This is a genomic window from Saccharopolyspora gloriosae (assembly GCF_014203325.1).
Taxonomy (GTDB): Bacteria; Actinomycetota; Actinomycetes; order Mycobacteriales; family Pseudonocardiaceae; genus Saccharopolyspora_C; species Saccharopolyspora_C gloriosae.
The window spans coordinates 5283689-5309727 of the sequence record NZ_JACHIV010000001.1 but is presented as its reverse complement, the minus strand read 5'-3'; the positions used below and the strand labels follow the sequence as shown (position 1 = coordinate 5309727).

At 71.6% G+C, this 26039-nt stretch carries 21 protein-coding genes; 14 read left to right on the top strand and 7 right to left on the bottom strand.

Translation table 11 applies throughout. The annotated features are described in order from the left end of the window. The first annotated feature begins 19 nt into the window (after nucleotides 1-19). The 11 genes from nucS to BJ969_RS23020 all read left to right on the top strand — a co-directional run bounded on the left by nucS (nucleotide 20) and on the right by BJ969_RS23020 (nucleotide 11738). Nucleotides 20-679: an endonuclease NucS gene (gene nucS, locus BJ969_RS23070; protein WP_184481999.1), complete on the top strand. Its 660-nt coding sequence runs from the start codon at nucleotides 20-22 to the stop codon at nucleotides 677-679. 633 nt (nucleotides 680-1312) lie between these two features. Further along, nucleotides 1313-2995 (top strand): sodium:solute symporter family transporter, encoded by a 1683-nt coding sequence (locus BJ969_RS23065; protein WP_184481997.1) that lies wholly within the window; start codon nucleotides 1313-1315, stop codon nucleotides 2993-2995. 13 nt (nucleotides 2996-3008) lie between these two features. Further along, nucleotides 3009-3275, top strand: coding sequence for a hypothetical protein (locus BJ969_RS23060; RefSeq protein ID WP_184481995.1), 267 nt, complete (start codon nucleotides 3009-3011; stop codon nucleotides 3273-3275). A gap of 178 nt (nucleotides 3276-3453) precedes the next feature. Beyond that, nucleotides 3454-4416 carry a hypothetical protein gene (locus BJ969_RS23055; RefSeq protein WP_184481994.1) on the top strand — a complete coding sequence of 321 codons (963 nt, stop codon included), beginning with the start codon at nucleotides 3454-3456 and terminating at the stop codon, nucleotides 4414-4416. A 247-nt stretch (nucleotides 4417-4663) separates the two neighbouring features. Beyond that, a complete protein-coding gene (locus BJ969_RS23050) occupies nucleotides 4664-6175 on the top strand; it encodes an aldehyde dehydrogenase family protein (protein WP_184481992.1) in 1512 nt (503 codons plus the stop codon). Nucleotides 6176-6745: 570 nt separating this feature from the next. Beyond that, nucleotides 6746-7741: a dihydroxyacetone kinase subunit DhaK gene (gene dhaK / locus BJ969_RS23045; protein ID WP_184481990.1), complete on the top strand. Its 996-nt coding sequence runs from the start codon at nucleotides 6746-6748 to the stop codon at nucleotides 7739-7741. Between the two features lie 18 nt (nucleotides 7742-7759). Then, complete coding sequence (gene dhaL / locus BJ969_RS23040) at nucleotides 7760-8392, top strand: dihydroxyacetone kinase subunit DhaL (protein WP_184481988.1); 633 nt, start codon at nucleotides 7760-7762, stop codon at nucleotides 8390-8392. Further along, nucleotides 8392-9069 carry a dihydroxyacetone kinase phosphoryl donor subunit DhaM gene (dhaM, locus tag BJ969_RS23035; protein WP_184481986.1) on the top strand — a complete coding sequence of 226 codons (678 nt, stop codon included), beginning with the start codon at nucleotides 8392-8394 and terminating at the stop codon, nucleotides 9067-9069. Before dhaL ends, dhaM begins: the two co-directional genes overlap by 1 nt. 543 nt (nucleotides 9070-9612) lie before the next feature. Continuing rightward, on the top strand, nucleotides 9613-10581 hold the full coding sequence (locus BJ969_RS23030) for a DUF3558 family protein (RefSeq protein ID WP_184481984.1): 969 nt from the start codon (nucleotides 9613-9615) through the stop codon (nucleotides 10579-10581). Nucleotides 10582-10624: 43 nt separating this feature from the next. Continuing rightward, on the top strand, nucleotides 10625-10939 hold the full coding sequence (locus tag BJ969_RS23025; protein ID WP_184481982.1) for a hypothetical protein: 315 nt from the start codon (nucleotides 10625-10627) through the stop codon (nucleotides 10937-10939). A gap of 49 nt (nucleotides 10940-10988) precedes the next feature. Continuing rightward, nucleotides 10989-11738, top strand: a complete 750-nt coding sequence (locus tag BJ969_RS23020; RefSeq protein ID WP_184481980.1) for an alpha/beta hydrolase — start codon at nucleotides 10989-10991, stop codon at nucleotides 11736-11738. Nucleotides 11739-11909: 171 nt separating this feature from the next. On the opposite strand, the gene BJ969_RS23015 is transcribed toward BJ969_RS23020, so the two are convergent. The 6 genes from BJ969_RS23015 to BJ969_RS22990 form a co-directional block, all read right to left on the bottom strand. Then, on the bottom strand, nucleotides 11910-13088 hold the full coding sequence (locus BJ969_RS23015) for a THUMP-like domain-containing protein (protein ID WP_184481978.1): 1179 nt from the start codon (nucleotides 13086-13088) through the stop codon (nucleotides 11910-11912). Between the two features lie 631 nt (nucleotides 13089-13719). Further along, complete coding sequence (locus tag BJ969_RS23010) at nucleotides 13720-14502, bottom strand: enoyl-CoA hydratase-related protein (protein WP_184481976.1); 783 nt, start codon at nucleotides 14500-14502, stop codon at nucleotides 13720-13722. Between the two features lie 166 nt (nucleotides 14503-14668). Continuing rightward, a complete protein-coding gene (locus BJ969_RS23005) occupies nucleotides 14669-15436 on the bottom strand; it encodes an ABC transporter ATP-binding protein (protein ID WP_184485676.1) in 768 nt (255 codons plus the stop codon). A 290-nt stretch (nucleotides 15437-15726) separates the two neighbouring features. After that, a complete protein-coding gene (locus tag BJ969_RS23000; protein WP_184481974.1) occupies nucleotides 15727-16179 on the bottom strand; it encodes a rhodanese-like domain-containing protein in 453 nt (150 codons plus the stop codon). Next, nucleotides 16179-16766 (bottom strand): cysteine dioxygenase, encoded by a 588-nt coding sequence (locus BJ969_RS22995; RefSeq protein WP_184481972.1) that lies wholly within the window; start codon nucleotides 16764-16766, stop codon nucleotides 16179-16181. Before BJ969_RS22995 ends, BJ969_RS23000 begins: the two co-directional genes overlap by 1 nt. 567 nt (nucleotides 16767-17333) lie before the next feature. Then, nucleotides 17334-18617, bottom strand: coding sequence for a neutral zinc metallopeptidase (locus BJ969_RS22990; RefSeq protein ID WP_184481970.1), 1284 nt, complete (start codon nucleotides 18615-18617; stop codon nucleotides 17334-17336). Between the two features lie 228 nt (nucleotides 18618-18845). On the opposite strand from BJ969_RS22990, the gene glgP reads away from it, so the two are divergent. Continuing rightward, a complete protein-coding gene (gene glgP, locus BJ969_RS22985) occupies nucleotides 18846-21395 on the top strand; it encodes an alpha-glucan family phosphorylase (protein WP_184481968.1) in 2550 nt (849 codons plus the stop codon). A gap of 703 nt (nucleotides 21396-22098) precedes the next feature. Here glgP and BJ969_RS22980 read toward each other — a convergent pair. Beyond that, nucleotides 22099-23250, bottom strand: a complete 1152-nt coding sequence (locus BJ969_RS22980) for a hypothetical protein (RefSeq protein ID WP_184481966.1) — start codon at nucleotides 23248-23250, stop codon at nucleotides 22099-22101. Nucleotides 23251-23521: 271 nt separating this feature from the next. Here BJ969_RS22980 and BJ969_RS22975 point away from each other — a divergent pair, with 271 nt between their 5' ends. Both BJ969_RS22975 and BJ969_RS22970 read left to right on the top strand, forming a co-directional pair. Beyond that, nucleotides 23522-24994 (top strand): neutral zinc metallopeptidase, encoded by a 1473-nt coding sequence (locus tag BJ969_RS22975; protein WP_184481964.1) that lies wholly within the window; start codon nucleotides 23522-23524, stop codon nucleotides 24992-24994. Nucleotides 24995-25097: 103 nt separating this feature from the next. Continuing rightward, a complete protein-coding gene (locus tag BJ969_RS22970; protein ID WP_184481963.1) occupies nucleotides 25098-25862 on the top strand; it encodes a tyrosine-protein phosphatase in 765 nt (254 codons plus the stop codon). Nucleotides 25863-26039: the final 177 nt, after the last annotated feature.

Genomic DNA, 26039 nt, shown 5'->3' with positions numbered 1-26039 from the left:
CGCCCGTACCCTGTGCCGGGTGCGTCTTGTCATCGCTCGCTGCAAGGTCGATTACGTCGGCCGCCTCACCGCGCACCTGCCCGTCGCCCAGCGCCTGCTGCTGGTGAAGTCCGACGGGTCGGTCTCGGTGCACTCCGACGACCGCGCCTACAAGCCGTTGAACTGGATGAGCCCGCCGTGCTGGCTGATCGAGGACCCCGGCGTGTGGACGGTGCAGAACAAGGCCGGCGAGAAGCTGGTGATCAGCATCGAAGAGGTGCTGCACGACTCCAAGCACGAGCTGGGCCCGGAGCCGGGCCTGGTCAAGGACGGCGTCGAGTCGCACCTGCAGCAGCTGCTCGCCGAGCACGTCACGACGCTCGGCGACGGGTGGTCGCTGGTGCGCCGCGAGTTCCCGACGGCGATCGGCCCGGTGGACCTGATGTGCCGGGATTCGGGCGGTGCCAGCGTCGCGGTCGAGATCAAGCGGCGCGGCGAGATCGACGGCGTGGAGCAGTTGACCCGCTACCTGGAACTGCTGAACCGGGACCCGCTGCTGTCGCCGGTGACCGGGGTGTTCGCGGCTCAGCAGATCAAGCCGCAGGCCCGGACGCTGGCGGAGGACCGCGGCATCCGGTGCGTGACGCTGGACTACGACCAGCTGCGCGGGATCGAGCCAGACGAGTTCCGGCTGTTCTGAGTCCCTCCTGCGGGGCGGTGGCGGGTTCCGCCGTCGCTCCGCGGCCGTGAGGTCGTCGATTCCGGCGCGGTTGACGCGCCTGCGCATGTCGAACACGTGTTCACCCTGCTGAGTGATGATTTCCGCCGCAGCGCGCGGAACACTGGAGACATGATCGCTTCATCGGTGTTCCTCGGCGTGTCCGCGCTCGCGCTTCGCGCTGGTCGGCCGCCTCTTCCGGGCGGAGTAGCCGCCCTTCTGCGTCCGGGTCCTGCCGGTCGGCTTCGCCTTGCGGTGCGGCGGATCGCCGGGGTCTCCGGCGGTCCCGCGCGGGCGCCTGCCGGTCGTGCTCGCCCGTACCGCGACTCGGGTTGATTTTCGTTTTCTCCTGTGGACTGCGCTGTGATCGCGTGGTGGATTCCGTGTCCTGATCCGGTCCGCGAAACGCGGTGTCGTTTCTTGTTGGGCCGAGACGGCGTCTGACTGTCCGTGACGTTTCGGCTGCTCGGAGGAGTGGTGGTTGCGCCGAAAGTTGACACCCAACGAATTGGTATCGGTCCAGTGTGAGCGGTCCCACTGTGCGGTAGTGTCCGTCTGCCGCCGATCGGGTGGTGATTATCGTTGGACTTTGTTGGGTCTGGAGGTGGGGTAGCCGTGGACGTGCTAGCCCAAGAAGAGTTGCGGCTCGATGCCGGCGCGGTCGACTACGTGCTGCTCGCGCTGTACTTCGTGTTCGTGCTCGGCATCGGCTATCTCGCTCGGCGCTCGGTCTCCACGAGCCTGGACTTCTTCTTGTCCGGGCGCGCGCTGCCGGCGTGGGTGACGGGGTTGGCCTTCATCGCGGCCAACCTGGGCGCGATCGAGATCATCGGCATGTCGGCCAACGGTGCCGAGTACGGCATGCCGACCATGCATTACTTCTGGGTCGGCGCGGTCCCGGCGATGCTGTTCCTCGGCATCGTGATGATGCCGTTCTACTACGGCTCGAAGGTCCGCAGCGTTCCCGAGTTCATGCTGCGGCGCTTCGGCAAACCGGCGCACCTGGTCAACGGCATCAGCTTCGCGCTCGCGCAGGTGCTCATCGCCGGTGTCAACCTGTACCTGCTGGCCAGCATCGTGAACGTGCTGCTCGGCTGGCCGCTGTGGGTGTCGGTGATCGTGGCCGCCGCGATCGTGCTGACCTACACCGCGCTCGGCGGGTTGTCCGCGGCGATCTACAACGAGGTGCTGCAGTTCTTCGTGATCGTCGCCGCGCTGCTGCCGCTGACCCTGGTCGGGCTGCACAAGGTCGGCGGCTGGGAAGGCCTGGTCGACAAGGTCAGCGCCAGCCCGGGCGGAGCCGAGCAGCTCTCGGCGTGGCCGGGCACCGAGCTCACCGGGTTCACCAACAGCTTCCTGAGCGTGCTGGGCATCGTGTTCGGCCTCGGCTTCGTGCTGGCCTTCGGCTACTGGACGACGAACTTCGTCGAGGTCCAGCGGGCCATGGCCTCCAAGAGCATGTCCGCGGCCCAGCGCACCCCGATCATCGGCGCGTTCCCGAAGCTGCTGATCCCGTTCATCGTCATCATCCCCGGCATGATCGCCGGCGTGGCGGTGCAGGAACTGGTCGTGTTCAAGGCGACCTCCACGGGCAACGTCGACTACAACGACGCGATCCTGCTGCTGATGCGGGACCTGCTGCCCAACGGCATCCTCGGCGTGGCGCTGGCAGGTCTGCTCGCCTCGTTCATGGCCGGTATGGCGGCGAACCTGAGCTCGTTCAACACGGTGTTCACCTACGACATCTGGCAGTCCTACATCAAGAAGGACGAGTCGGACCAGTACTACCTGAACATGGGTCGCTGGGTGACCGTCGGCGCCACCGTCATCGCGATCGGCACGGCGTTCATCGCGTCCGGCTACGAGAACCTGATGGACTACCTGCAGCAGCTGTTCTCGTTCTTCAACGCGCCGCTGTTCGCCACGTTCATCCTCGGTATGTTCTGGAAGCGGATGACCCCGACCGCGGGCTGGCTCGGCCTGGTGCTCGGTACCGCGTCCGCGGTCGCCGTGTTCGCACTCGCCGAGACCGGGGTCCTGGACCTGCCGGGTCAGGGCGCGAGCTTCGTCGGTGCCGGTGCGGCGTTCGTGGTGGACATCGTGGTCAGCGTGCTGGTCAGCATCGTGACCCGGCCGAAGCCGGACGAGGAACTGGTCGGCCTGGTGTACTCGCTGACACCGCGGACGAAGCTGAAGGCAGCGGCCTCCGGCGAGGACGCGGGCTGGTACCGCAAGCCCGGCTTGATGGCGGGCATCGTCCTGGTGATCACCATCGTGCTCAACATCGTCTTCGGCTGACCGGAGGAACCCCATGGCTACTGAGACACCCAAGCGCACTGCGGGCGCCTTCGACATCCGGTTGATCATCGCTGTGCTGTTCTTCCTGTACGGCCTGGTGCTCACCGTCCTCGGTGCCACCGCGAGCGCCGAGGACGTGGCGAAGGCCGCCGGGATGAACATCAACCTGTGGAGCGGGCTCGGCATGCTCGTGTTCGCCGTCGCGTTCGCCCTGTGGGTCCGGTTGCGGCCCCTGATCGTTCCTGACGGCTCCACCGAGGAGAGTGCCGCCGAGCACTGACCTCGCCCGTTCCGGTCCTCGCGGTCCGGAACGCGGCGGCACCGCGCGGCGTCGTCGATCGTGGCTTCGGCTCGATCGGCGGCGCCGCGTTCGCGTGCCCAGGACGAATTCGCCGTTCGCAGGCGGAGAATGACCGGTTCCGGACCGGCCGGGCGGGTTCGCTGGCTACTGTGATCGCGTGTCCAGACTCGTGACCTTGACCGCGACCCTGCTCGTCCTGCTCACCGCCGCAGGCTGCGCCACCGGCATGGGGAGGGCGACGTCGCAGCGGGAGACCGTGCCGGTCGTCGAGTTCGACGTGGACGCGGACGCGGTCTTCGACGACGCGTTCGCGCCGGACCGGTTGCGCTCGGTCGACCCGTGCGCGGCACTGCGCTCCGCCGGGCTGGAGCAGTACGGCGAGCCCGCCTCGGACACCCGGGGCGAGTTGGGGTCCTGCTCGAACTTCATGAAGGACCACGACGGCGAGCAGTTCAACGCCACGCTGTACCTGGACAACGACGTCTACAACGTCGACACCCACCGCATCGGCGGGTTGCCGGGCGAGGTGCTGCCCGAGGACGAGACGTGCTTCGTCCGCGCCGCCTACCAGGGGTCCGGCGCCGACGTCCTGGGCACCCGCCACGGCATGCAGGTCCAACTGCTCAGCGATGGGGCGACCGACCCGTGCTCGGCCGCGGTGCAGATCATGACCAGGATCGTCGACACCCTCCGCACCGATCCGCCGATCGGCGGCGGCGGGGGATCGATCGCCTCCTACGACCCGTGCGCGATGCTCAACCCCGTCGAGGCCCGCGACGCGCTGGCCGGCGCCACCGCGCCCGCCGTTGCCCGCGGCCTGTTCCGGTGCGGCTGGACCCCGGAGAACGGGGTGTCGGCGAACGTGCGCTTCGGATCGGGCCGGGTGGAGACGGGCCCGGTCCCGCCGGCCGACCTGGGCGGTCAGTTCGCCTCGGTGCTGCCGGGAGCCACCCCGGGTACCTGCCGGGTGCAGTGGGAGAACCGGGGCGTCGCCAAGCCGTCCGGGGACGACGAGCTCGTCGAGGTGTCGGTGAGCAACGCCGGGCGGATCCCGCTCGACCCGTGCGCGAACGCGATCGGTGCCGCTCGCGCGGCGCGGGCGAAACTCCCGCGGGGGTGACCCGTCGGCGTGCGGTGGATCACCGCGGGTGGCTGTCGGTCGTCCGGGCACGCGACTCAGCGCACCCGGGCCGGCACGGCCCGCGAAGAGTCGTGAGCACCGGTCGTAGCCGATTCGCGACGCTGATGACGAACTTCGCGCCGTTCACATGTGATTGCCCGCTTTCGACCCGAGTACCTGCCGCCGCGCCCGGTATTTCCGTAGGCTGCCGAATTACAACGACCATTGAAACGGTGGGAGGCAGCCCATGACCCGGACCGCCAACGGCGACGCCGACACGATTGCCGGAGCGGCCTCAGCGCAGTCGTTCGACTCGCTCGATCCGCGGACCGGCGAGGTCGTGGGACGGTATCCGCTGCACGACGCCACCGAGGTCAACGAGATCGTGGAATCGGCCCGCGTGGCCGGTCGGTGGTGGGCGGAACTCGGCTTCGCGGAACGGAAGAAGCGCCTCGACCAGTGGCGCGCCCGGCTGGTGCGCGGGATCGACGAACTCGCCGGGGTGATCTGTTCGGAGACCGGCAAACCGCTCGACGACGCCCGGCTGGAACTGGTCCTCGTCATCGACCACCTGCACTGGGCCGCCAACAAGGCGGAGAAGGTGCTGCGCCGCCGCAAGGTCGGCTCCGGCGTGCTGATGGCGAACCAGGCCGCCACCGTCGAGTACCTGCCGTTCGGCGTCGTCGGTGTGATCGGCCCGTGGAACTACCCGGCGTTCACACCGATGGGCTCGATCGCCTACGCGCTCGCCGCGGGCAACTCCGTGGTGTTCAAACCGAGCGAGCTCACCCCCGGCGTCGGCCGCTGGCTGGTGGACAGCTTCGCCGAGATCGTGCCCGAGCACCCGGTGCTGGCGCTGACCACCGGTTTCGGCGAGACGGGTGCCGCGCTGTGCGCTTCGGGAGTGGACAAGGTGGCGTTCACCGGGTCGACCGAGACGGGCAAGCGCGTGATGACGGCGTGCGCGCAGACGCTGACCCCGGTCCTCGTGGAGTGCGGCGGCAAGGACGCGTTGATCGTCGATGCCGACGCCGACCTGCGGGCCGCGGCGGAGGCGGCCGTGTGGGGCGGCATGTCCAACGCCGGCCAGACCTGCATCGGCGTGGAACGGGTGTTCGTCGTCGAGGCCGTCGCCGACCGGTTCCTCGAACTCGTCGCCGAACGCGCCAAGAAGCTCCGCCCCGGTGGCGAGCCCGGCGCCGACCTGGGGCCGATCACGATGCCCTCGCAGGTCGAGGTGATCCGCAGGCACGTCGACTCGGCCTTGGACGCGGGAGCGCGCGCGGTGATCGGCGGCAAGGACTCGGTGCGCCCGCCGTTCGTGGAACCGGTGGTGCTGGTCGACGTCCCCGCCGACTCGGAGGCCGCCGTGGAAGAGACGTTCGGCCCGACGATCGTCGTCGAACGCGTCCACGACGCGGAGGAGGGCGTGGCGCGCGCCAACCAGGGCCGCTACGGCCTCGGCGGCACCGTGTTCTCGCGCTCCCGCGGCGTCGAGCTCGCGCGGAAGCTGCGCTCCGGGATGGTCGCGGTCAACTCGGTGATCTCGTTCGCGGCCGTTCCGGCGTTGCCGTTCGGGGGTGTCGGCGACTCCGGGTTCGGCCGCATCCACGGTGAGGACGGGCTGCGCGAGTTCAGCCGCCCGCAGTCGATGACCCGCACCAAGTTCCGCATCCCGCTGAACCCGATGACCTTCGCCCGCTCGAAGGGCACGGTCGGCGCCGTCGTGCGGCTGATCCGCCTCACCCGAGGCCGCTGAACCACCCCCGAGGAGGGGAGCTTTCCGAACCGAACCGAGCCCGCGCTGCGGGCTGGCCCGGTCGCGCCGTTCGGTGACAGGAAGGTTCCCTTCCTCGCAGGGCGTGCCGGGCGATGGCGGTGGGAGTGACAGAAAGGTTCCCTTGCTCGCGCCGGTGGCAGGAAGGTTCCCTTCCTCGTCACGCGACGGCCGGGGCGGCTGGAGCCGCGCCGTGCTGGGCTGCGCGCCCCGCTCGCGGATGGCAGGAAGGCGACCTTCCTCGGCTCGGTGACAGGAAGGTTCCCCTCCTCTCCGGCAGGGCGTTGTGGCCGGTGGCGGGTGGGGTGCCACGTGCAGGGCATGTGCTGTGCGGGGCGTGATCGGAATGTGGCCGTCCCCGCGTAACCTGCCCGCTCGGAGTGATCGAATGTGCGCTCCGGAGTGGGAGGTTCCGCCCGGTTCGGATCGGCGCGAGGATGCGATGAGGCGGCTCTTGCGGGCACATTCGGTCCGGGAGTCCGTACGTTCCCGCGAGCCCGGTCGTCGAGCAGGTGGCGCCGCGGTCGCGAACCGGCGGCAAGGAGGCCAACGGTGAAGAAGATCATCAACGATCCGGCGACGGTGGTCGGCGACGCGTTGCAGGGCATGGCCGCCGCGCACCCGGAGCTGCTGCGGGTCCGCACCGATCCCGCGTTGATCGTGCGCGCGGACGCGCCGGTGACGGGGAAGGTCGCGTTGATCTCCGGTGGCGGGTCGGGGCACGAGCCGCTGCACGGCGGGTTCGTCGGCGCGGGCATGCTCACCGCGGCCGTGCCGGGAGCCGTGTTCACCTCGCCGACGCCGGACGCGGTGCAGGCGGCGATCAGCGAGACCGAGTCGGGTGCGGGCGCGCTGCTGGTGGTGAAGAACTACACCGGTGACGTGCTGAACTTCGAGACGGCCGCGGAGCTGGCCGGGCTGGAAGGCGCGGACGTGCGCGCGGTCATCGTCGACGACGATGTGGCGGTGAAGGACTCCACGCACACCGCGGGGCGGCGCGGGGTCGGCGGCACCGTGCTCGTGGAGAAGATCGTCGGCGCCGCCGCTGAGCGCGGCGAGAGCCTGCAGCGGTGCGAGGCGATCGCCCGGCGAGTGGTGGGGCAGGTGCGGTCGATGGGCGTGGCCCTGACCGGGCCGACGGTCCCGCACGCGGGCGAGCCGAGCTTCACGCTCAGCGAGGACGAGATGGAGATCGGCATCGGCATCCACGGCGAGCCGGGCAGGCGGCGCCTGCCGATGGACAGCGCCGACGGCATCGTCGAGAAGCTGCTGGAGCCGATCTTGGAGGACCTGCCCTTCGCGGAGGGCGACGACGTCCTGCTGTTCACGAATTCGATGGGCGCGACGCCGCTGATCGAGCTGTACGGGGCGCACGGCATCGCGGAGCGGCTGCTGGCCGAGCGCGGTGTCCGGGTGCGCAGGCGGCTGGTCGGCCCGTACACGACGAGCTTGGACATGCAGGGCATGAGCCTGACGTTGCTGAAGCTCGACGAGGAGCTCACCGAACTGTGGGACGACCCGGTGCGCACCGCCGCACTGCACTGGTGACTAGGACGGGTGGACTAGATGGGTTGCACGGCAACGGACGTGATCGGCGCGCTGCAGGCGGGCGCGGCGGCGGTCTCCGCGCATCGGGATGAGCTGATCCAGCTGGACAGGGTGATCGGCGACGCCGACCACGGCGAGAACATGGATCGGGGTTTCCGCGCGGTCGTGTCGAAGCTGGACACGGCGGTGCCGGAGACGCCGGGTGCGGTGCTCAAGCAGGTCGCGACCACGTTGATCTCGACGGTCGGTGGCGCGTCCGGTCCGCTCTACGGCACGGCTTTCCTGCGCGCCGCGGCGGCGGTGGGCGATGCGCCGGAGCTGGACGGTCCGGCGGTGGCTGCGGCCTTGCAGGCCGGGTTGGACGGTGTCGTCGCCCGCGGCAAAGCCGTGGCGGGGGACAAGACGATGGTGGACGCCCTGATCCCGGCGGTGGATGCGGCGAAGGCGGCCGCCGCCGACGGCGCCGGTCCCGCCAGGGTGCTGGAGGTGGCGGCGCAGGCCGCGCATTCCGGGGCGCAGGCCACCGAACCGCTCGTCGCCCGCAAGGGCCGGGCTTCTTACTTGGGAGAACGCAGCGCGGGGCATGTCGATCCGGGTGCCCGGTCGACCGCGCTGCTGCTGTCCGCGTTCGTCGAATCGAGGTCCGTGTGATGAGTGTCGGCCTGGTCATCGTCTCGCACAGCGAGCGGCTCGCCGCCGGTGTGGCGGAGCTCGCCGCGCAGATGGCGCCGGACGTGCGGGTCGTGCCCGCGGGGGGTCTGGCGGGCGGTGCCGTCGGCACCGACTTCGACAAGGTCTCGGCCGCGTTGTCGGACGCCGATTCCGGTTCGGGCGTCGTGCTGCTCTACGACTTGGGCAGCGCGCAGATGACGGCGGAGCTCGCGGTGGAGTCGCTGGGCGACCCGACGACGGCGATCGTGGCGGATGCGCCGCTGGTCGAGGGCGCGGTGGCGGCCGCCGTGGAGGCGCAGGGCGGCAAGGACCGGGATGCGGTGGCGCGGGCCGCGACCGCCGCCGGGGTCGGTTCGGAGGCGGAGCAGGCGCCGGTCGCCGACGCCGCCGAGTCGATCACCGAGGAGATCGAGCTGCGCAACGAGGTCGGCCTGCACGCTCGCCCGGCGGCGTTGCTGGCGCGCAGCCTCACCGGCTTGCAGGCGGACGTCCGGGTGCGGGCGGGCGAGTCGGAGGCGGACGCGGCTAGCGTGCTCGGCCTGATGGGGCTCGGCGCCCGCAAGGGCGACCGGATCACCCTGGTCGCGACGGGCGCCGACGCGGGCGCGGCCGTGCAGCGCATCCTCGACCTGGTGGACCAGAACTTCGGCGAATGACCCCGACGGGACGGCCCGCAACGCCCCATCCCAGTCCGAAGTGGACCGCCCCCGGCGACCGCCGAAGCCCACTGCACGGCCGAAGCCAGCACCGCAAACGAGCAAACCCACACCTGCCACGCCGTGCTCCGCGCTCCGTGCGGGCGAAGTTAAGCCTGCCTCGCGGCCGGAGGCCGTGCTTCGCGGCGTAGCCGTGCTTTGGGCGGGCGAAGCCACGCCTGCTTTGCGGCCGGAGGCCGTGCCTTTGCGGCGTAGCCGTGCTTTGGGCGGGCGTAGCCGTGCCTTTGCGGCGTAGCCGTGCCTTGGGCGGCGAAGCAAGCCTGCCTGGCGGCCGAAGGCCGTGCCTGTATTCGCGCAGCGAATAGCCCACGTCCAAAAGCCGACTACCCGCGGGTTCTCAGTCGGTCTCTCGCGAGGACAGCTTTTTCCCTCGTGGCGGAGCCACTCGGGAAAAAGATCCCGCAGCGAGAGACCGACTGAGGTTCCGCCACCCACCCCCCCGGGCAAAACGACCCCCACCCCGAACAAAGTTAGTCTGGGGCGATGCCGCGTTTTCTTGGTCTGCCGGTGGTGCTGGTGTCGTTGCTGCTGTGGGCCGTCGGTTGCAGCGGTGTCGCGCAGCAGCGTCCGGAACCCGTGTCGGACCGCGAGTCCGCGTCGGTGACCGGGGCTCTCGGTGATCCGCGCACGGTCGATCCGTGTTCGCTGATCGATCCCGCGTCGTTGGCGAAGTTCGGCGAGGCGCGCGACGCGGGCACGGTCTCGTTGGACTACTGCTTGTTCCGGGTCCGGATGGCGGAGGGCGCGCTGGCGCAGCTGAAGGTCGGCGAACTCGCGCGGGAAGCTCCGCGGCAGGCCGATCCGGTGGTCGGCGCGGGCGCGTTCCGGATCGCGCGGGAGGCGCCGTTGCCGGGGCATTGCACGCGGCGGGTCCTGTTCGGTGACGGCAATTCCTTGCTGGTCAGCGCCGATCAGCTCGATGGTGCGCCGGGTGCCGCGCTGTGCGGGCTGGCGGAGGCGGGGGCGGGTGACGTCGTCGCCGCGATCGGGCGGCACCAGGTGCGCCACCGCCCGTACCCGCCGAATTCGCTGGCGTTGAGTGACCCGTGCCGGGTGCTCGGCACCGAGGTGGTGCGCGAGGTACCGGGCCTGGAGGAGGCCGAGCCGGAGGGTTCCCCGGCGGGCCACCAGTGCCAGTGGGGGCAGCAGGACGCCGCGTCGCCGCGGGTGCGGTTGGTGCACACCGCGGGTGATCCGCCTGCCGTGCTGCACGGGTCGGCGGTGGAGGAGTCGATCGCGGGTCGCCGCACGGTGACCAGCGTCGTCGGCGGCGACCCGAGAACCCCGTTGTGCTCGGCGGAGACGGGGCACCTCCCGTTCGGCGAACCGGGCGGCGGCCAGGTCGAGGTGGCGATGATCGTCGTGGCGTACCCCGATGGCACCGGGCTGGACGCGTGCGAGTTCGCCAGGGGCCTCGCGGAACGCGCCTGGCCGGGGCTCCCTCGGCCGTAGAGGGCTGGATACGGGCACGGGCCGGTGCCGTTACGGTGGGGGCGTGCCGCGCCGCAATCGTCCTCAGCGCCCGACCGGTGATTCGCCGGGGCCGGGTCCTCGGCCGATGGGTTCCGGTTTCGGCTGGTCCAGGGTGGAGGAAGGACCGGACGGCGAGTGGGTGGTGCGGACCGTTCCGGCCGCGCAGGCCACGAAGACCTACCGCTGCCCGGGATGCGACCACGAGGTGCGGCCGGGTGTCGGCCACGTCGTGGCGTGGCCCGCCGACGAGCAGGGCGACGTCGCCGACCGGCGGCACTGGCACAGCGGGTGCTGGCGGGCGCGCGGGCGCCGCGGGCCCACTCGGCGCTGGTCCTGACGGGCATCTCACACCGGTGCGGCCTGGTGGGCGTGGGAGGATCGAGCCGATGAGCACCGAGATCCGCGCCAACACCGTGCTGCCCGCCGAGCGGGAGCAGATCACCCTGCACACCGCCGATGAGCTGCGGTTGATCGGTGAGTTGTCGTTGCCCGCGAACGGTGCTCCGCGAGCCACGCTGGTGTGCCTGCACCCGTTGCCGACGCACGGCGGGATGATGGACTCGCACCTCTACCGCAAGGCGGCGTTCCGGCTGCCCGCGCTGGCCGATCTCGCCGTGCTGCGGTTCAACACCCGCGGCACGGCCAGCGAGGCGGGGCGCAGCGAGGGTTCGTTCGACAACGGCGACTCCGAGCGGTTCGACGTCGCCGCGGCGCTGGAGTACGCCGAGTTCCACGACTTGCCGGACGTGTGGCTGGTGGGCTGGTCGTTCGGCACGGACCTCACGCTCGTGCACGGGCTGGATCCGCTGGTGCGGGGCGCGATCCTGATCTCGCCGCCGTTGCGCTGGAGCACCGAGGAGCACTTGCGGGCGTGGGGCGAGTCGGGCAAGCCGGTGCACGCGCTGGTCCCGGAGTTCGACGACTACCTCCGCCCGGAGGAGGCGCGCCGCCGGTTCGCGACGATCCCGCAGGCGACGGTCACCGGTTTCGACGACACCAAGCACTTGTGGGTCGGGAAGGCGGAGGCGGCGCTGGACGCCATCGTGGACGTCGTCGCTCCGGACGTCGCCACGCCGCTGCCCCGCACGTGGGACGGCCCGTCCGAGACGCGTCAGGTCAGCATCGTCGGCCAGTGAGCGGTGTTCGAAGCTGGGCCGAGTGACCCTCGGCGTGGTGAGACCTGCTTCCGCTCCGCGTCCGGCTCCACGATCGTGACCCCGTTTTCCCTGGTGTCCCGCGATTTCTCGCGAATTGCGCGGGTGCGGGTGAAATGCGGATCCGGGCAGGGGTGCGGAGGGTGATCGGCTTCAGGTGCGTTCGGCTCGGCAGAGGTAGGCGCGGGGGGTGCTGCCGACGCGGGTGATGATGACCGTCGCTTCGGTGCTGCCGCGCGGTTTGAGCCTGCGGCGCAGCGCGTCGGGGTCGACGTCGACGCCGCGGGTCATGATCTCCAGCCGCCCCACGTCGTGGTCGCGCAGCAGCGCTCGCAGCGTCTTCTCCGCGTACTTCCCGTGGTCGATCACCCGGAACGCCCGGATGCCGGGCGGTGGCGCGTCGCCGGTGAGGTAGGCGATGCGCGGGTCGAGCTGCCCGAGCCCGTGCCGCGCCGCGTAGTGGCGGACCAGTCCGGCGCGCACCACGGCACCGTCGGGGTCGACGATCCACTGGCCGACGTCGAGCACGGGGCACTCGTCGGGGGCCTGATCGGTGAGTTCGTCGGGAGCTCCGCCGGCGCGCAGCACGGTGGCGCGCCGCCGCACCCCGTGCTCGGCGAGGTCGCCGAGCCACACGGCGGCTTCCCGGACCTGCCCGGCGAGCGAGACGATCTCCACCTCGGCGTGGTCGGGGATGGCGTCGAAGTCGAGGCCGGGCGCGCACTTCACGACCATGTCGCGGCCGGCGTGGACGTCGAGCAGCGCGTCCAGCGGCGGCACCAGGTCGGCCGGGTTCCAGCGGCGGCGGCCGGTGCCGTCGCGGCGCGCGGGGTCGGCGACGATCGTGGTCCCGGTGCTGGTGGGGCGCAGCGCGTCCGCGCGCACGAGGCCCGCGGAACTGCCGTCGGCGGTGAGGTTGTGCCGGGCCATGGCGAGCCGGACCTCGTCGAGGTCGGAGCCGATGCAGCGCTCGGCGACCAGCGCCACTTCCCGGAGGTCCGCGCCGATCGAACAGGTCACGTCGTGCACGGCGCGGCCGGTGAGCCGGCGGGCGCGGTGCCGGGCGACGGCGGCGGTGGTCGCCTGCTGCAACGAGTCCGCGGTGAACAGCCACTGCCCGGCACCGTCCAATTTGGACTCGGCTCGGCCGCGCAGCACCGCGGTCTCCAGCACGGCCCCGGCGAAGCGCGCTCCGGCGGCGGCCCGAGCGGCGGCGACGTCGGCCAGCCGCGAGTCCGCGGTCAGCGGCCGTTGCGCCACGACCGCGACGGCCTCGGCCCCGGCGGGGGACCGCAGGAAGGCCACATCATCGAGATCGAATGCGTAGCCCACCGAATTCCCACCACCGCGCACGTGCTCTACCTGGACCGCAGCACTCTAACCGCCCCACCCGAGCACCCCGGAGACACGCCCACCCGGAATCCCCCGCCAACACCCCCGGTCTCCGCCAACGAACACCGCGCCAAAGCCCGACCACCACCCGGCGAAACCCAAGCACGAGCGAAGCAAAGCGCCCCAGCGCCGAGCGCCCTTTCGCCGACGTAGCCGGCGAAGGCGACGAAGCCCGTCCGCTTCACGACCGGAGGAGCCCGTGCCTCACAACCAAACCGTGCAGCGAATAGCAAGGCCAAGCCCACCAGCCTCGCGCCCGAAGGCCGTGCCTCTGCGGCGAGGCCGTGCAGTAGGGCGGGCGAAGCCCTGCCTGCCTTGCGGCCGTAGGCCGTGCTTTGCGGCGAAGCCGTGCTCTGGGCGGCGAAGCAAGCCTGCCTTGCGGCCGCAGGCCGTGCCTGTATGTGCGAAGCACATAGCCCACGTCGAAAAGCCCTCACCGGCGGGTTCTCAGCGTTCTTCTCGCGAGGACAGCTTTTTCCCTCGTGGCGGAGCCACTTGGGAAAAAGATCCCGCAGCGAGAAGAACGCTGAGGTTCCGCTACCCGACCACCAAAGCAGAACGAGCCCAGCACCTACCGCCCGGTGAACTCAGCCTTGCCCGGGCCGTTTTCGATGAACGAGCGCATGCCGATCTTCTGGTCCTCGGTGGCGAAGAGGCCGGCGAAGATCTGCGTCTCCAGGCGCAGGCCGTTGTCGAGGTCCATGTCGAGGCCGCCGTCGATCGCGGCCTTCGCCGCCGCGAGCGCGCGCGCCGGGCCGTTGGCGAACTGCTCGGCCCACTTGCGGGCCGCCGCGTACACCTCGTCGGCCGCCACGACCTCGTCGACGAGGCCCAGTTCCAGGGCTTCGGGGGCTTTGACGAACCGGCCGGAGAAGATGATGTCCTTGGCCTTGCTGGGCCCGACGAGCCGGGCGAGGCGCTGGGTGCCGCCGGCTCCGGGGATCACGCCGAGCAGGACTTCCGGCTGACCGACCTTGGTGGTGTCGCCGATGATGCGGCGGTCGCAGCTCAACGCGAGTTCGAATCCGCCGCCGAGGGCGTAGCCGGTGATGGCGGCGACGGTCGGCTTCGGGATCGCGGCGACGGCGCTCATCGCTGCGGTGAGGCCGTTCTCCTCCTTGGCGGCCATGTCCGAGTAGGACATGTCGGCCATTTCCTTGATATCGGCGCCGGCCGCGAAGACCTTCTCGCCGCCGTAGACGATCACCGCGCGCACGTCGGGGCGTTCGGCCGCCTCCGCCGCCACGGCTTTCAGCTCCTGCTCGATCTGCCGGTTCAGCGCGTTCATCGGCGGCCGTTCCAACCTGATCGTGCCGATGGCGCCTTCCACGTCGAGCCTGACGAACTCACCCACGCCGCAACCTCCTCGTCGAACTGCCGCTTGCCCGGAGGCTATCCCGCGTTCCCGCCGATCGTCAGTGTCGACGATCTCAGTAGTGGTGTCGCGTATCCCTTGCGGCCGAACGCGCACGGGCCCCCGCTCGCTTGGGAGCGGGGGCCCGTCGCGCGGGTGCGGTCGGTCAGGCGCGCCTGCGCGCGAAGTAGCGGTCGCCGCTGCGCTGCAGCTCCAGGTCCTGGTCGAAGGTCTTCGAGAGGTTGTCCTCGGTGAGCACGTCCTCCAGCAGCCCCTGCGCGACGGTGGTGCCTTCGCGCAGCAGCAGGGCGTGGGTGAACCCCGGCGGGATCTCCTCCACGTGGTGGGTGACGAGCACGGACGCGGGTGCTTCCGGGTCCATGGCCAGTGCGGACAGCCGCGCCACCAGGTCTTCGCGCCCGCCCAGGTCCAGCCCGGCGGCGGGTTCGTCGAGCAGCAGCAGCTCCGGATCGGTCATCAGCGCGCGGGAGATGAGGGTGCGCTTGCGCTCGCCTTCGGACAACGTCCCGAAGGATCGGTCGGCGAGGTGCGCCACCCCGAGCAGGTCCAGCAGTTCGGTGGCCCGGTCGGTGTCCATCTCGTCGTATTCCTCGCGCCACCGGCCGAGGACCGAGTACCCGGCGCTGACCACCACGTCGCGCACCAGTTCGTCGCCGGGCACGCGCGAACCCAGCGCGGCCGAGGACAGGCCGATCCGCGGGCGCAGCTCGAACACGTTGGTGCGGCCCATGCGTTCCCCGAGCACGTCGACGGTGCCGTCCGACGGGTGCAGTTCGGCGCCTGCGAGCTTGAGCAGCGTGGTCTTGCCCGCGCCGTTCGGTCCCAGCACCACCCAGCGCTCGTCGAGTTCCACCGACCAGTTCACGTCGGACACCAGCGCGTTTCCACCCCGCCGGACTCCGACTCCGTCCATCCGGATGACCAGGTCGTCCACGTCCACCTCCCAGCCGTTTCCGGCCGCTCTGCGCACGGTTCCGGCGCCGTTCGGACCGCCTGGCGATCACCCCGCCGGTCCCCTCCGGGACTCATTCTTCCGGTCCCGCACCAGGTGCTTGCGGCCGGGCTCGACCGGGGCTCCGGGCACCGCCGTCGGTGGTGCCAGGCGGAGACCGGGAGCGAGGCCGTCCGCGACCGGGCGCGGGGCCGTCCGCGCGCGAACGAGGGCGCCGTCCGGTGGACGACGCCCTCGCTGCGGGGTACGTCTCAGCCGACGGGGGCGTGACCGCCTTCGACGGGGAGCCCGGCCGCGCGCCACGCCCGGAACCCGCCGATCAGGTCGGTCGCCCTGCCCAGGCCGAGTTCGCGGGCCTGCGCGGCGGCGAGGCTCGACGCGTAGCCCTCGTTGCAGACCAGCACCACGGGCTGGTCGACGCGCAGGCCGTCGAGCCGGTGCGGGCTGGACGGGTCCAGCCGCCACTCCAGCACGATGCGCTCCACGTTCAGCGCGCCCGGGATCTCGCCTTCTGCGAGCCGGTTCGACTCCGGCCGGATGTCGATCAGGAGGGCCCCGTTGCGCTGCAGCTCCGCGGCGCCGCGCGGATCGACCCGGTCCAGGTCGCCGCGGGCGTCGGTGAGCAGGTGGTCGATGCCGTACGGGCCGAAACCAGGGGCCTCGTCGGCGTGGGGGCGTTGCGTCGGCACGGTGACCTCGCTCATCAGATGTTCTTCCGGATCGGGCCCGCCGGCTGCGGCGCCACGGGCGGCACGTCGGAGAGGTCCGCGTAGTGGCGCACCGGCAGCAGCGGCGGCGAGTAGGCGTGCACGGTGGCCGCGTTCACCGAGCTGGTGTTGCGGACCTGGTGCGCGCGCCCGGCGCCGAAGCCGATCGACGAACCGGTGCCGTGGTGCGCCTCGCGGATGGGGCCCGCCGGGTAGCGGTAGTCCTCCCGGACCTCGCCGAACAGCACCGCGAACGATCCGGAGGCGCCGCCGTGGTCGTGCGGTTTCGTCCCCTGTCCGGGCGCCCAGGACAGCAGCCACAGCTCGACGCCCGAGGTGAGGCCGAGCCGCGCCCACCAGCGCTCTTCGTCGTGGACCTCGACGAGGTCCAGCAGGGAGCCGGTGAGTTCGGTGATGGCCAGCGTGGTGAGGTCGCGCAGTTCCTTCGGCGTCCACAGCTCGTGGTCGGGGCGGATCGAGTCGCGCAGCAGCGGCAGGTCCAGTGCGGGGTGCAGTTCGACCGCGCCGAGCTCCGGGATCTCTTCGGTCGGCGTGTACTGGGAGACGTGCGTGGGTGCGGACATGAGTGCTTCCGTTCCTTGGTTCGTGAGCTGAATCGGAACCGGGCCGATCGACGGCGTCCCAGCGCCGGACCGCGCGGGCGTGCCGCGGGGAAGGCGGGGAGGTGAGGAATCGCGATGCCGCGCCGTCGACCCGGTGGGGTCACGGGGAGTTGCGGTCAGTGACAGGCCGAAGTGACGACCAGGAACAGGTCGATCACGCGATCACGAGTAAGCAACGAATCCGGCACGGACCGGATCCTGGCACGTCCGAGCGGGTCGCGGCCAGTGTGGGCCGGTCGCGTCCCGCGATGTGGGCGTCGGTGGGGCTCGTGTGACAGGAAGGTTCCCTTGTTCGCGCCTTCGTCGCCGAAGGCGTCTTGTGGCTGTCGACCAGTGCGGACAGGTGGGGTGGGACGGCGCGACGCGGCGGCGGGGAGGTTCCCCGCGCGCCGGACCGCTGTGCGAGATCGGACCGCGACCCCCGCGGCGCGTCCTCGATCATGGTGCGCGGTGGCGCCGGGTCCTCCCAGGCTCCGAACGGTGCGCGATGTTCCGCTGTTCGCTAGCGGGCTCCGCCACGGAACGTGATCATCCGCAGTGGACGGGCCCGTGCAGCAGCCCGGTGCGGAACGCGGCGACCCGCTCACCGCCGGTGAGAGCTTGGCCGCCGGTGGCATCGCGGGACACGCTGTCGCTGACCAGCAGCGATTCGATCGCTTCGTCCAGGTCGCCCGCGGAGAGCCCGGGTTCGGTGGCGGTGTAGGCGCCGGTGAGGCAGCTGATCGCCCTGCCCGCGGCGGCGCCGCTGGTGGGCCGCCCGAGCGCGGTGAGCGCGGCGAGCGCGTGCCGGGACGCGAGCAGGGTGGCCGTCGCCTGGTCGCCGACGTCGCGGTGCAGCTCGTCGAGCCCGGCCGGGTCGTAGCCGATCAGGCCGCGCTCGGCGCAGTACCCGACCGGGTCGGCCGGGCAGTCGCGGGAGCGCACCGCGGGCGGCGTCCAGCTCCGGCCCGCGGCGGCGACCTGGTCGCCGAAGAACTCCGCGCCCGCGTCGGCGGTCCGGTCGACGACCGCCTGCAGCGGTGCGTTGCCGTCGTCGGGGGCGTCGCCGGTGGGGGCGCGTTCGGTGGGGACGTCGGCGCAGCGGCCCGGCCCGTCCCGGTGGCCGTCCTGGAACGCGGTGATCCGGTCGAAGGACGTGCCGTGCGCGTCGCCGGAGGACGCGTCGGTGCCGATGGGGTCGCGGAACACGATCAGCGCGTGCAGCGCCTGGTCGAGCTGCGCGGGGGAGACGCGCAGGTGTTCGGTGCGCCCGTCGGCGGCGGCGCGCAGGAAGGCGCCCGCGTAGCAGTCGGCGCCCGCTTCGACGCGGGCCGCGTCGCTGCCCGCGCCGACGTCCACTCCGGACCGCTGCTGCACGGCGTGGCCGACCTCGTGGGCGAGGACCACGGCGACCGCCGCGTCGCCGTAGTGCTCGCGCAGCACCGGCAGCAGCGCCGCGCGGTCCCAGGCGATGGCGTCCACGGAGGCGCAGTAGTAGGCGTTGCCCTCCAGGTTCGAGACGGAGCCCGAGCACGGCGGGGGCCGCCCGGTGCTCGCCGTGGTGTCGACGGAGAAGAAGCCGCCGTCGAGGTCGTGCCACGGCCGCCCGGTCACGGCGGGCAGCGTCGCCGCCCAGTACGCCTGCACGTCGCTGATGACGGTGGCGGCGAGCCGGTCGAGGTCACCGCCGTCGGTGCCGTGCACGAACCCGGGGTCGACCGTCGCCGACTCGGCCTCGGCGGGCGGCGTCGGCGCAGGACGTGAGCAGCCCGCGACCTCGAGCACGAGGGTCAGCAGGGCAGCGGAGAGGATCCGGATCCGCCGAGTGCGCACCCCGCCAGCTTCGCATCATCGAGTTGATCACCCGGCCACGGCGTCGTCATCGGGCTGCGACACTGTCGGACACGCCTGGAGCCGGGTGCGTCGACCACGAGTCGAGGAACCGGTCGCGCGCCTCGTCGGCCGATCGCCGGAACGGGCGGCGCCGCACGGGTACGCGTGCGGCGCCCGGACGTTTGAGAATCAGACATCGACATCGACCGCGAGATAGGGTCAGCCGCCGTGAGAGCCGTCCACCGATTCACCGTTCGAGCACATCTGCCGGAGCCGTTGGCGGCGCTGGGAACCCTGGCCACGAACCTGCGCTGGACGTGGCACCCGCCGACGCAGGACCTGTTCGCGGCGGTGGACCCGGCGGTGTGGTCGCGGGTGGGCGGCGACCCGCTGCGACTGCTGGAGGAGGTCCCGGCGGAGCGGCTGCGCGGGCTCGCCCAGGACGACGAGTTCCTGGCCCGCACCCGCGCCGTCGACGACGACCTGCGGCACTACCTGTCGGTGCCCCGCTGGTACCAGCAGCGGCAGGCCGAAGGGGCCGCGCTGCCGTCCTCGGTGGCGTACTTCTCGATGGAGTTCGGCGTCAGCGAGGCGTTGCCGAACTACTCCGGCGGGCTCGGCGTGCTGGCGGGCGACCACCTGAAGTCGGCGTCGGACCTGGGGGTGCCGCTGATCGGGGTGGGCCTGTTCTACCGCTCCGGCTACTTCCGGCAGGCGCTGTCCGAGCAGGGCTGGCAGCAGGAGCACTACCCGGTGCAGGACCCGAAGGGCCTGCCGCTGGAGACGCTGACCGAACCGTCGGGCGAGCCGATCCTGGTGCGGGTCGCGATGCCCGGTGGGCGGGTGCTGCGCGCGCGGATCTGGAAGGCCCAGGTGGGCCGGGTTCCGCTGCTGCTGCTGGACACGGACCTGCCGGACAACGACGACGACCTGCGCGGCACCACCGACCGGCTCTACGGCGGCGACTCGGACCACCGCATCCGGCAGGAGATCCTCGCCGGCGTGGGCGGGGTGCGGGCGGTGCGCGCCTACTGCGAGCTCACCGGCCACCCCGCGCCGGAGGTCTTCCACACCAACGAGGGCCACGCCGGTTTCCTCGGGCTGGAACGCGTCCGGGAACTGCACGGCGCGCCGGGCTTGAACTTCGACGAGGCCGTCGCCGCGGTCCGCGCGGGCACCGTGTTCACCACGCACACCCCCGTTCCGGCGGGCATCGACCGGTTCCCGGTGGACCTGGTGCGCCACTACTTCGGCGACGGTTCCTCGCAGGCGCTGCTGCCGGGGGTGCCGACGGAGCGGGTGGTGGCGCTGGGCGCGGAGAACAACGCGGGCATGTTCAACATGGCGCACATGGGGTTGCGGCTGGCGCAGCGGGCGAACGGGGTGTCGGCGCTGCACGGCGGCGTGCTGCGCACCATGTTCCGCGGGCTGTGGCCCGGTTTCGGCGTGGAGGAGGTGCCGATCGGGTCGGTCACCAACGGGGTGCACGGGCCGACGTGGTCGGCGCGGGAACTCGGCAAGCTGCTCGGCGAGTCCGAAATGGACAGCGGTGCGGGCCTGCGCGGCATGGAACCGGTGAGCGACCCGCTGCTGTGGGAGCTGCGCAGTTCGCTGCGCCAGCGGCTCGTCGACGAGGTGCGCCGCAGGCTCCGGCAGGCGTGGTTGCAGCGCGGTGCCTCCGACCTCGAACTGGGCTGGTGCGACTCGGTCTTCGACCCGGACGTGCTCACCATCGGCTTCGCCCGCCGGGTGCCGACGTACAAGCGCCTCACGCTGATGCTGCGCGACACCGAACGGCTGCGGCGGCTGCTGCTGGACCCGGAGCGCCCGGTGCAGCTGGTGGTGGCGGGCAAGTCGCACCCGGCCGACGAGGGCGGCAAGGCGATGATCCAGCAGATCGCGCGGTTCGCCGACGACCCCGAGGTGCGCCACCGCATCGTCTTCCTGCCGGACTACGACATGTCGTTGGCGCGGTACCTGGTGTCGGGCTGCGACGTGTGGCTCAACACCCCCGTCCGCCCGCTGGAGGCGTGCGGTACCTCGGGGATGAAGGCCGCGCTCAACGGCGCGCTGAACCTGTCGGTGCGCGACGGCTGGTGGGACGAGCTGTTCGACGGCGAGAACGGCTGGGCGATCCCGAACGCCGACGGCGTCACCGACCAGAACCGCCGCGACGACCTGGAGGCCGCCGCGCTCTACGAGCTCATCTCCACCAGCGTCGCGCCCACCTTCTACGAGCGCAGCACCGACGGGGTGCCCGGCAAGTGGATGTCGATGGTGCGGCACACGCTGGCCACGCTGGGCCCGCGGGTGCAGTCCTCCCGCATGGTCCGCGAATACGTGGACCGCTACTACGGCCCGGCGTCGCGGTCGGTGCAGGCGATGACGGAGCAGGACTTCCACGGCGCGAAGGAGATCGCGGAGTACGGTGCGCGGTTGAGCGCGGCGTGGTCGTGGGTGCGGATCGGCTCCACCCGGATGTCCGTGGACGACGGCGCGACCCCGCTGCTGGGCGGGCGCATCACGGTGCGGGCCGAGGTGGACCTGGCGGGCCTGGAACCGTCCGATGTGGACGTGGAGGTAGTGGTGGGCCGCGTCGACGACGCGGACAAGCTTCACGAGTTCACCACGGAATCCATGCACCCGGCCGAAGACGGCCACTACGAGGCGACGGTCACGCTGCCCCACGCGGGCCCGACCGGCTACACGGTCCGAGTGCTCCCCAAACACCCCCTCCTATCGGGCCCCGCAGAACTCGGCCGAATCGTCCTGGCATGAGCCGCCCGCCCCTAGCGATCAAGCCGCGCAGCACGACGGGCGAAGCCACGCTTGCTTTGCGGCCGAAGGCCGTGCCTTTGCGGCGTAGCCGTGCCTTGGGCGGGCGAAGCCACGCTTGCTTTGCGGCCGAAGGCCGTGCCTTTGCGGCGTAGCCGTGCCTTGGGCGGGCGAAGCCACGCTTGCTTTGCGGCCGAAGGCCGTGCCTTTGCGGCGTAGCCGTGCCTTGGGCGGGCGAAGCCACGCTTGCTTTGCGGCCGAAGGCCGTGCCTTTGCGGCGTAGCCGTGCCTTGGGCGGGCGAAGCCACGCTTGCTTTGCGGCCGGAGGCCGTGCCTTTGCGGCGTAGCCGTGCCTTGGGCTGCGGAGCAAGCCTGCCTGGCGGCCGAAGGCCGTGCCTGTATTCGCGCAGCGAATAGCCCACGTCGAAAAGCCGACCACCCGCGGGTTCTCAGCTGTCTTCTCGCGAGGACAGCTTTTTCCCTCGTGGCGGAGCCACTCGGGAAAAAGATCCCGCAGCGAGAAGACAGCTGAGGTTCCGCTACCCGGACACCAAAGCAAAACGAGCCGTGGAAGCAATCCCTAAAGCCGACCTTCCACCGCACCACAGCAACCACACGCCCAAACCGGGGAAGGCTCTCAAACCCGACGCCACACGCCAAGCCGAACCCGGCTCCACAACCCGACACCCCACGCCAACCCGAGAGCTCAAGCCACGGAGAGGCGTTCTCGGGTGCCGCGGACGCGTGGCCACCAGGCTGCGAGTTCGTCGGCCTTCGCCAGTGCTTCTCGCGCCGCCGCGTTGTCGTGGCGGGCCATGTGGGCGCGGGCGAGGGTGGCGTAGTCGTCGGCCTTCGACAGCGGTGAGGTGTTGTGGTCGGCGCCGATCGCGGCGAGCCGGGCGGCCTCGTCCGGGTCGTCCTCCAGCAGCGCCAGCAGGGCTTTGGTGCCGCTGAGCTGGTAGGCGGGGTAGCCGAGGCCGATCGCGTCGTCGAGCGCCTTCTTCGCGATCGGCAGCACCTCGGCCGCGGGCAGTTGACCTGCTTCGGCGGCGGAGAAACCGAGTCCGGCCAGCCCGGCCAAGGTGTAGGACATCTCGCGCTGGTCGATGTCGGCGGCGGCGATGTGCCCGACGAGCTTCAGCACGGCTTGGGCGTATTCGCCGTGCGCTTCGAGCATGGTGACCTGGCAGTTGATGGTGGTGTTGAGGCCGGGGTGCGCGGCGGTGAGCCGGTCCGTCGCGGCTTGGGCCCTCGTCACGTCACCGGCGAGCAGCGCTTCGTGCGCGCAGGCGGCGAGCGGGCCCGCGCGGAACTCGGTGCGGCGCGGTTCCGGCATCCGGGGCAGGCCGAACAGCAGCCAGCCGGTCGACGTGGCCAGCGGGGCGCGGCGCGGCCACAGCTTGTAGAGCATCAGCGGTGTGACGGCGACCAGCACGCCGCGCCCGAACGGGCCGTCGGCGAGCGACCAGCTCACCGCGACCGCCGCGACGCCGGCCAGCGCGGACACGAGCCCCGCCAGCCAGCAGCGCAGGATCACCGGGCTGCGCCACGGTCCGATCTCGGAGGCCAGTTCCAGCGGCAGCATCCGGAGGGTGATCGTGGTCCGGCCGACCCGCCAGGACGCGATGCCGCGCAGCGAGCCGATCACGATGTGCCGGATCCGCAGCCCGAACACGGCCGCCCCGGTCAGCAACCCCAGCTGGGTGATCATCGGCAGCACGATCACCCCGGCGAGCGCCCCCAGCGCCGCGAGCGGAAACCGGCCGCCGTCCGCGATCCCTTCGACGATCCCGACGGCCACCAGGCCCCCGATCGCCGCCACGACCCACGGCCGCAGCCATTGGCGCACAGTCCCCATGGGCGAGGAACTTACGGGACCGCTCGGCGTCGCCTCGGCGCTTTGCGCTTTCCAGGCGGGCCCGACCACGACCGGAGGGGCGGCGAGCTCGGCGCCCGTCCGCCGATCGCGGGCGGAACGACCTGGTCAGCGCGGCCCTCGCGGCCTGCGGGCGACGCGCGGAATGCGGGGTGAGCTACCCGATAGGCTGAGCCGCAGCGGTCGGCGGAGCGAGCTCGGGGGACCGGCTCCGCCGCCCGGTCATCGGACTTGGGAACAGGACGGGAACTCTGTGGCACCGGTTTCGGCAGGCGGTCGGCGCGGCGAACGGGTCTTCGGCGTGATCTTCGCGCTGCTCACGTGCATCGTGTTGGTCGGCGGGTGTTCGCGGGTGATCAGCGGCACGCCTTCGGTGGCGGGCGGACCCGCCACCGACGACGTGGCCGGGTTGCCCGTGGACAACGGCCCCACCGGTCCGCGCACCGGGGTCGCCGACGCGGACCTGCCCGTCGAGGGCACCGACGGCGGCGAGATGGACGTGCTGGCGCGCAACGCCGTCGCCGACATCCAGGACTTCTGGAAGGACGAGTTCCCCGAGTCCTTCGACGGCAAGCGGTTCGACGACGTGAAGCGGCTCGTCTCCTACGATTCGACCGCGCTCGGCGGCGACCTGTGCGGCGAGCGGACCCAGGGGTTGTCCAACGCGTTCTACTGCGGCAAGGAGAACCTGATCGCCTGGGACCGCGCCGATCTGCTGCCGCGGCTGGACAACAGCTTCGGGCCGATCGCCGTGGTCACCGTCCTCGCGCACGAGATGGGCCACGCCGTGGAGCACCGCGCGGGCACCACGCGCGAGAACGATCCGACGCTGGTGCTGGAGCAGCAGGCGGACTGCTTCACCGGCGCGTTCTTCCGGCACGTGGCCGAGGGCGACGCCGAGCACTTCCAGGTCTCCACCGGGGACGGCCTGAACAAGGTGATGGGCGTGCTCAACTACATCCGCGACACCCCCGGCGACACCGACTTCAAGGGCGCTGACGCGCACGGCAGCGCGTTCGACCGCGTGACCGCGTTCCAGTACGGGTTCAGCGACGGTCCGAAGCGCTGCGCGGCGATGGACGCCGACGACGTCAAGCAGCGCACCACCCAGTTCCAGTTCTGGAAGAAGGCGCAGGAGACGGACCTGCCGGTGGACGAGAAGAACCTGCGGGCCGTGCAGGACAGCCTGCAGGAGGTCTTCCGGGACACCGGCGCGCTGCCGCCGGAGCTCGTCACCGAACCCCGCGCCTGCGACGGGGTTCGCGGCACCGCGCCCGCCGCTTTCTGCCCGGCGACCAACACGATCTCGTTGAGCCTGGACGACCTGCAGAAGATCGCGAACCCGCCAGCGAAGGACGCGCCGGACTCCGGCTACGGGGATTTCGCCGCGTACGCGCAGATCGCGTCCCGCTACGCGCTGTCGGTGCAGCAGGCCGCCGGTCTGCCGTTGGAGGGGGCGAACGCCGGGCTGCGCACCGCCTGCATGGTCGGTTCCTGGAGCGGGCTGCTCGTCGAGGACCCCATCGGACAGCGCAATCCGGTCGGTGAGCTGCGGATGGCGCCCGGCGACATCGACGAGGGCGTGGCCGCGCTGCTCGGCGACGACAGCCTCATCGCCGCCGACGTCAACGGCGACCAGGTGCCCGCCGGTTTCGCCCGCCTCGACGCGTTCCGGACCGGTTTCCAGGACGGTTTCGGCCCGTGCAGCACGAAGTACGGGGTCTGAGCGGCTTTTCCGACCGGCGCGGCGCGGATCGGGCGCCGTGCTCCGAGTGGCCGATTCCGTCGTTCGGGGAACAACGGCGGAGGGGGTCGCGCGTCTTCCGGGCATGGCTGGATGTCGCGAACTGACGTGGGACGGACTGCTCAACGGCCGGGACCTCGGCGGGCTGCCGGTAACCGGTGGGCGGGTGCGCTGGGGCGCGGTGGTGCGCTCCGGGAATCCGGTGTTCTTGAGCGCCGACGGCTGGGCGGGGTTGTGGGCCCACGGCGTGCGCACCGTCGTGGACCTCACCGACGGCGGTGAGGACGGCCCCGATCAGGCGCAGCGCCCGGCCGGGCTCACCACGCTGCGGCTGCCGCTGGACGATCCCGCTGACACCGAGTTCTGGGAGCGCTGGGGCGGCCCGCTGACGTGCACGCCGCTGTACTACCCGGCGTTCGTGGAGCGGTTCCCGCAGCGGATCGCCGAGGTCGTCGGGGCCGTCGCCACGGCCGGACCGGGCGGTGTGCTGGTGCATTGCGGCAGCGGTCGCGACCGCGCCGGGCTGATCGTGCTCGTGCTGCTGGGCCTGCTGGGCGCGTCAGCCGAGGTCATCGCCGCCGATCACGCCCTGAGCCACGAGCCGCTGGCCGCGTTCCGCACCGCTCGGGGCCGGGCCGACGATGCGCCGGAGATCGAGCGGCTGATCACCGCGCACGGCACCAGCACCGTGGAGGTGGTCCGGTCGATCACCTCCCGCGACCTGGCCGCGCACCTGCGCGCCGCGGGCTTGGCGGGCCAGGACCTCGCGGCGCTGCGGGGCCGGATGCTCAGCCGCTCCCACCCGGAGGCGCCGGAGCGCAGCGTCGACACCCCGTTCCTCTACGGCTGAGCGTTCGTCCCCCCAGGGGCGGTCGACCGCCCGGTGGTCGTGCTGCTCGAACCGGTCGCCGAGGCGCGGCGGAGAACGCTGCTCACCTGGAACGACGGAGTTCGCGACCTGGCCGTGAGGTGCCGCTGCCCGACCGCGCGGGCCGTCCCGCGCGGTCGGGCGACGTCCGCTGCCGCG